This is a genomic window from Jutongia hominis (assembly GCF_014384965.1).
In the GTDB taxonomy this organism is placed as follows: domain Bacteria; phylum Bacillota; class Clostridia; order Lachnospirales; family Lachnospiraceae; genus Butyribacter; species Butyribacter hominis.
Window position 1 is genome coordinate 155,672 of record NZ_JACRSW010000035.1, and the last position, 6,000, is coordinate 161,671.

The following is a 6,000-nucleotide window of genomic DNA, read 5'->3' on the forward strand; positions in this document are numbered from 1 at the left end:
AGCTTTCCTGGATTTCGACTTGACGATATAATAACTCCAAAATCCAAGCATTACATGCTTGACGCACTTCGTGCTTAATGATTTTGTTGTTCATGAATTCTGCACAAGAAAACAAGCTTTCTTGTGTTTCGAATTCATGATATAATGAAACATGCAAAAGAAAAGGAAGCGACTGCGAAGCAGGCATTTCCTTTTCATGCATGTTTCAACGAGCAAAATTTCTGCGAAGCAGAAAGAGAAGCTCTGCAAGAGCGATTTTGCGAGTCTGACTGTGGCAAAAGAAAAGCAAGTGACAACAAAGCAGGCATTTCCTTTTCATGCATGTTTCAACGAGCAAAATTTCTGCGAAGCAGAAAGAGAAGCTCTGCAAGAGCGATTTTGCGAGTCTGACCAGCACAAAAAAAAAGGAGAACACTATGCAGACAATTATCAGCCCCATTCCGGATCCGGTCTTTTCCTATCCATTCTTTCACAATACCCAAAAGACTGCCTTTTTTGATATTGAAACGACCGGACTGTCTCCAAAAGCTTCTTCTCTTTACCTGATCGGTATGATGTATTTTAATCAGGAAGAGGAACACTGGGAACTTTGCCAATGGTTTGCTGACGATTATCAAAGTGAGCCTTTGCTATTAGAAAGCTTCTTTCAGAAACTCGAACAATATTCTTATCTGTATCATTTTAATGGTCAGACATTTGATATTCCTTATATATTAAAAAAGTGTGAAAAGCATTCGATCACACCAAGCGATCATTGTATGCAGATTCTTTCTGATACCGCATCTCTTTTTTCAATCGACTTATTAAAAAAGATCCGTCCTCTCAAAAAATGTCTCGGACTGGCTCGCTGTAATCAGACTTCTGTTGAAAAATGGCTGGGGATTCAAAGAGAAGATACTTTTTCCGGTGGCGACCTGATATCGGTTTATTCCGAGTATATGCAAAAAAAAATCTTAAACCCACAAAAAGCAGATTCCTTAAAAGAACTGCTTCTATTACATAATCATGATGATATTGCAATGATGTTAAATGTATGCAGCCTGCTTCTTTATTCCGATCTTTTTGATCCGGAAAAATATACTGATATCCTCGTTTGTAAAAGACATTCTGACAGAGACCTGCCAATACCAACGACATTCTCTGATTCCCAAAACGATCAAAACAATTCTAATTTACAAAAGACCGGTTACCAGCTTGAGCAGACTGACACAACGGTTACACTTACCTTTTTACTGAAATTTTCTTTTCCTAAAAAAGTAAGTATGTCTGTGTGTTATCCTGAAAGTAATGTACTCTCTTTACAACAACAGGCAAATCTGCTCATAAATAACGATCAATTAAGCCTCACAATACCTATTATAACAGATTCGTTAAAATTCTTCTTTCCGAACTACAAAGAATATTATTACCTGATCAAAGAAGATATGGCAATTCACAAGAGTGTAGCGAAATTCGTCGATCCGTCTTTCCGTAAAAGAGCAACAAAAGCAACCTGTTATACTCATCAAAACGGTATTTTTATACCAAGTCTGGCGGTTCAAAAAAAATCAAAAAAAGAAGAGAGTTCAAATAACTTCTCTCCCCTTTTTCAAAAAGAATATCAGGATAAGCTTGCGTTCTTTCGCTTACCGGAAGAAAAAGAAAGCGATACTTTCTGGCATTCTTTGCTGCTTCATGAACTTCCATTCTTTGCAAAAGCAGAATGCATTTAAATTATAATTTTTCAGGTTCCGGATATTCTACACCAAAGGTCTCAACGGTTACTTTATTCATTACTTTTGGTACAACCGGTGCATCCATGTAATCGGTTTCCGTCATTGCGATCTTATCTACGACATCCATTCCTTCTGTTACTTTACCAAATGCTGCATAAGCACCATCAAGATGTGGTGCATCTTTATGCATGATAAAGAATTGCGATCCTGCTGAATCCGGCATTTGGGAACGTGCCATAGAAAGAACTCCTTCTGTATGACGAAGATTATTTTCAAAGCCGTTCTGTGCAAATTCTCCCTTGATCGAATATCCGGGTCCTCCGGTTCCTACTCCGTCAGGATCACCGCCCTGGATCATAAAACCAGCAATCACACGATGAAAGATCACACCATCATAAAAACCTTTTTGAACCAATGAAATAAAATTGTTGACAGAGTTTGGTGCGATTTCAGGATATAATTCCGCTTTGATCACACCTTCTGTTGTTTCAAATGTTACAATTGGATTTTGTACCATAACTACCTCCATATCACTTAGAATAGTAAAGCTATTCTTTTTATTTTTTTATTATAGCAAATCAGAATGTATTCTGTAAACAAGTGCTGTCTCTGTTTACTGTCTACCACTTCTTTGATCTACTTTCTACTTTCTTTTACTGTTCCTCTAAAATCTCCCCTAATGCCATAACAGCATTGCGGACACAATCCGGACATTCACATAAAGGCTTTCCACTCTCGAGTCCTTTTAGATCTTTACAGATTGTTGCGCCACTCTTTGCCTGAAAGCGATTCACAAGTTCTTTTGCATAAAGCATAGTTCCCTGACCATCTGTCAACATTCCAGATACCATGACAGCACCGATTAACGCACCACATGTACTTTCAAGGCACCCCATTCCTGCTGCAAAACCGGCTGTCAGTTTCATAATTTCCTGTTCCTCCATTGGAATCTTGTCTTCAAATACTTTTAAAACTGATTGTGTACAATTACAGACTCCTGTTGCCTTTAACTTTGCTGCCTGATCTGCTCTTTCCTGTATATTCATAGCCATACGATTTCCTCTTTTCTATGTATTGTAATTATTTTCTTTTGTCTGCTAAGACTTTTTTCCTGTTAAGTATAACACATTTTTTGTCCTTTGTTTTATTCTCCACTTGACAATTGCCAAAATATTCAAGATAATATAAAAGTTAGTTCTCTAATTATTTGATTTCTAATTATTTATTCCTATCTGTAAATCAAATACTTTTTACAATTGCAAAAAGGAAATGCATGTTCTGATAAACTGATGATCATGCACTATTTTATTTTCCATTCAAAAATGCAGAAAAGAGGTTTCCTTATGAACAATTCCTTACATCATATGATCATGGCAGATCATATGCTTTTTCAAAAAGATCTGCTTGGCAGAATCCGTAATACAGGATTAACATCCGGTCAGCCAAAAGTCTTAGAATATCTTCTCTCACATGACGGTTCCGTACAAAAAGAACTGGCTACAGCCTGCTATATCGAGCCAGCCACGCTCACTTCCGTCCTGAATGGTATGGAAAAGAAAGGCCTGATCCAGCGTAAGACAGAAAATCAGAATCGTCGAAGCCTGCATGTCTATCTGACTCCCAAGGGCAGAACCCAAGCGCAGGAAGTAAACAAAGCTTTTGCATCCCTTGAAGAAAAAGCTTTGCAAAATTTCACCAGACAGGAGCAGAAGCAATTGATGGATCTGTTGCAAAAAATTCATTACAACATGAAAGAAACTTCCTAAAAGGTATTTTATCTCCTATTAATTACTCACCAAAAGAAATCATATTATTTTATACAAAGAAAAGAGGATGCATCATGAATTATAAAGAACAAACAAAACGATATATTTTATTTATTATCAGTCTGTTTTTCTCGGCACTCGGTGTCGCATTTACAAAACATGGAGAACTCGGTGTATCACCTATTTCTTCTGTAGCAAATGTTGTGAATTGCAAGTTTCCTGCATTTTCACTTGGTACGTTGCTGATTGTCTGGAACTGCGTTTTGATCTTAGGACAGATCCTTCTATTACAAAAAAATTTTCAACTGATCCAGCTTTTGCAAATACCGCTTTCCTTCCTTTTTGGCTGGTTTACAGACCTTGGAATGTATCTGGTAGCATCGTTTCCCGTAACGAACTATTTTTTACGGCTTATTATGGTATTGCTTGGAATTATCATCCTTGGTTTCGGAATTTCTCTTTCTGTTATCGCCAATGTAATCATGAATTCCGGTGAAGCTTTTGTAAAAGCTGTATCCGATACGACCAAAAAGAACTTCGGAAATATCAAGATCGGTTTTGATATTTTATGTGTTATTTTATCAATTCTTCTTTCTCTCTTCTTCTTTGATCTTAAGATCGTAGGAACAAGAGAAGGTACTGTTCTTTCAGCTCTTTTAACAGGTATGATAGTAAAAGCATTTACCAAGTATTTAAAAGCACCTTTGGATTCCATCTTACAAACCAAAGAAACAATGACTCCGGTCGGTCAGACAGCAGATTCTTTGGTTCAGGATCTTACCAGTGCACCACAGAATACTTCTAAGCAACATCTTGTTGTAACAATTGCAAGAGAATATGGCAGTGGCGGACGTGAAATCGGAAAACAGCTTGCCAAGCGGTTACATATCCCCTATTATGATCTTGACATGATCCACAAAGCAGCACAGGAAAGCGGTTTATCAGAGAAAGTCATTTCCGAAAATGAACAAAAAGTCAAAAATACTGCTGCTCATTCTCTCTATTTCTGGTATATCCAACCCATGCCACAGGAAGAATTACCACTTGTGGAACAGGTTTTTGAAGTGCAATCTAAAATCATTCGTGACATTGCAAGCAAAGAATCCTGTGTGATCGTTGGACGTTTGGCAAACTTTATCTTGCAAAAAGACTATCCTGTTTTCCGAATTTTTGTCGGTGCAACCAAAGAAGCAAAAATAGAACGTGTTATGAAGCGTGATCGGTTAAATGCCAAAGAAGCAAAAGAAAAAATCAAAAAAGTCGAACATGAACGTTCTAATCATTGTTATTATTTTACACACAAGCATTGGAAAGATATGGATAACTATGACTTTTATTTAAAATCTGATTTTCTCGGAATTGATGCAAGTATCAATCTACTTTCCGATATGATAGAACGAAGAGAAATAAAATAATATAATAAATAAAGATAGAATCCATCCGTGATTTTTGCTATAATGAGCCTGGAAAACCGGACGAAAACAAACCCGTCATTTGGTTTTTCAGGCTTATCTATATTTACGAGCAAATATTTTTATTATTGATATCATACGCATGTACAACACCGTAATAGAATCTATCACGGATAACAAAATCAACAAAATAAAATTGACAGAAAGGAAAATCTATTTTTGTAAAAGTCACTCAATAAGTCAGGTAATTACAAGATAGCAGGAAAATACATATGAATACAAATAATATCATTTTAATCGGTATGCCCGGTGCAGGGAAAAGTACGATTGGCGTAGTTTTAGCCAAAAAGCTTGGATATACTTTTATCGATTCTGATCTGGTGATTCAGGAAAAAGAGCATATGCTTCTTCATGAAATCATTTCACAAAAAGGATTGGATGGCTTTAATGAAGTCGAAAATAAAATCAATGCACAGCTGGATGTTTCTCATTCTATCATAGCAACAGGAGGCAGTGTTGTGTATGGAAAAGAGGCTATGCAGCATTTAAGCAGCATCGGAACCATAATTTATCTGTGTCTTCCATTTGACGATCTGGTCAAACGACTTGGTGATCTTGAAGAACGCGGTGTATCTATGCGTCCCGAGCAGACGCTTCTGGATCTTTACCGGGAACGTACTCCTTTATATGAAAAATATGCCGATATTACGATCAACTGTTCTGATATTTCTATTCGTGAGATTGTAGGGTTGATCGCAAAAAAGCTAAACAAATAAACACAATTCAACAGATAGTATCAAACACTAACGGAGAACAATAAAAAAGTGCAAAGCCAGCGCTTTGCACTCCAAGAATTGCTAAAGCAATTCTTGCTGGTGTACCACTACTGTACGAGCAGTTTCCTATTCCATAAAAAAAAGCCATTACATAAACGTAATGACTTTATCTATCTGATATCTTCAAAACTACATACTGTTCCATCCGTTTCGCTTTCCATGCTTTCTTGGTTAAGCCCTCGACCTATTAGTGACAGTCAGCTCCATGCATTACTGCACTTCCACCTCTGCCCTATCTACCTCATAGTCTTTAAGGGGTCTTACTGGATTT

General features: G+C 37.0%; 6 protein-coding genes and 1 rRNA gene. 4 read left to right on the forward strand and 3 right to left on the reverse strand.

The features are described 5' to 3' along the window. Positions 1-416: 416 nt before the first annotated feature. Entirely contained in the window at positions 417-1,712 is a 1,296-nt protein-coding gene (locus tag H8700_RS11040) for a ribonuclease H-like domain-containing protein (RefSeq protein ID WP_249305678.1), read from the forward strand. Position 1,713: 1 nt separating this feature from the next. Here the strand turns inward: H8700_RS11040 and H8700_RS11045 are convergent, their stop codons facing one another. Both H8700_RS11045 and H8700_RS11050 read right to left on the reverse strand, forming a co-directional pair. Further along, positions 1,714-2,232, reverse strand: a complete 519-nt coding sequence (locus tag H8700_RS11045) for a peptidylprolyl isomerase (protein ID WP_249305679.1) — start codon at positions 2,230-2,232, stop codon at positions 1,714-1,716. A 136-nt stretch (positions 2,233-2,368) separates the two neighbouring features. Beyond that, the gene (locus H8700_RS11050) at positions 2,369-2,767 is read right to left on the reverse strand and encodes a C-GCAxxG-C-C family protein (RefSeq protein ID WP_249305680.1); all 399 of its coding nucleotides are present in this window, start codon (positions 2,765-2,767) and stop codon (positions 2,369-2,371) included. A gap of 291 nt (positions 2,768-3,058) precedes the next feature. Here H8700_RS11050 and H8700_RS11055 point away from each other — a divergent pair, with 291 nt between their 5' ends. The 3 genes from H8700_RS11055 to H8700_RS11065 all read left to right on the forward strand — a co-directional run bounded on the left by H8700_RS11055 (position 3,059) and on the right by H8700_RS11065 (position 5,669). Further along, positions 3,059-3,481: a MarR family winged helix-turn-helix transcriptional regulator gene (locus H8700_RS11055; protein WP_249305681.1), complete on the forward strand. Its 423-nt coding sequence runs from the start codon at positions 3,059-3,061 to the stop codon at positions 3,479-3,481. 74 nt (positions 3,482-3,555) lie between these two features. Next, positions 3,556-4,896 carry a cytidylate kinase family protein gene (locus H8700_RS11060; RefSeq protein WP_249305682.1) on the forward strand — a complete coding sequence of 447 codons (1,341 nt, stop codon included), beginning with the start codon at positions 3,556-3,558 and terminating at the stop codon, positions 4,894-4,896. Positions 4,897-5,165: 269 nt separating this feature from the next. Beyond that, on the forward strand, positions 5,166-5,669 hold the full coding sequence (locus tag H8700_RS11065) for a shikimate kinase (protein WP_022140801.1): 504 nt from the start codon (positions 5,166-5,168) through the stop codon (positions 5,667-5,669). Positions 5,670-5,896: 227 nt separating this feature from the next. Here H8700_RS11065 and H8700_RS11070 read toward each other — a convergent pair. Next, a 23S ribosomal RNA gene (locus H8700_RS11070) occupies positions 5,897-6,000 on the reverse strand; the annotation flags it as partial.

What these genes read in the sequence shown, in the direction of transcription:
- H8700_RS11065 (WP_022140801.1), top strand. Translation starts at nt 5,166, where the DNA reads ATGAATACAAATAATATCATTTTAATCGGTATGCCCGGTGCAGGGAAA.
- H8700_RS11060 (WP_249305682.1), top strand. Translation starts at nt 3,556, where the DNA reads ATGAATTATAAAGAACAAACAAAACGATATATTTTATTTATTATCAGT.
- H8700_RS11050 (WP_249305680.1), bottom strand. Translation starts at nt 2,767, where the DNA reads ATGGCTATGAATATACAGGAAAGAGCAGATCAGGCAGCAAAGTTAAAG.
- H8700_RS11045 (WP_249305679.1), bottom strand. Translation starts at nt 2,232, where the DNA reads ATGGTACAAAATCCAATTGTAACATTTGAAACAACAGAAGGTGTGATC.
- H8700_RS11055 (WP_249305681.1), top strand. Translation starts at nt 3,059, where the DNA reads ATGAACAATTCCTTACATCATATGATCATGGCAGATCATATGCTTTTT.
- H8700_RS11040 (WP_249305678.1), top strand. Translation starts at nt 417, where the DNA reads ATGCAGACAATTATCAGCCCCATTCCGGATCCGGTCTTTTCCTATCCA.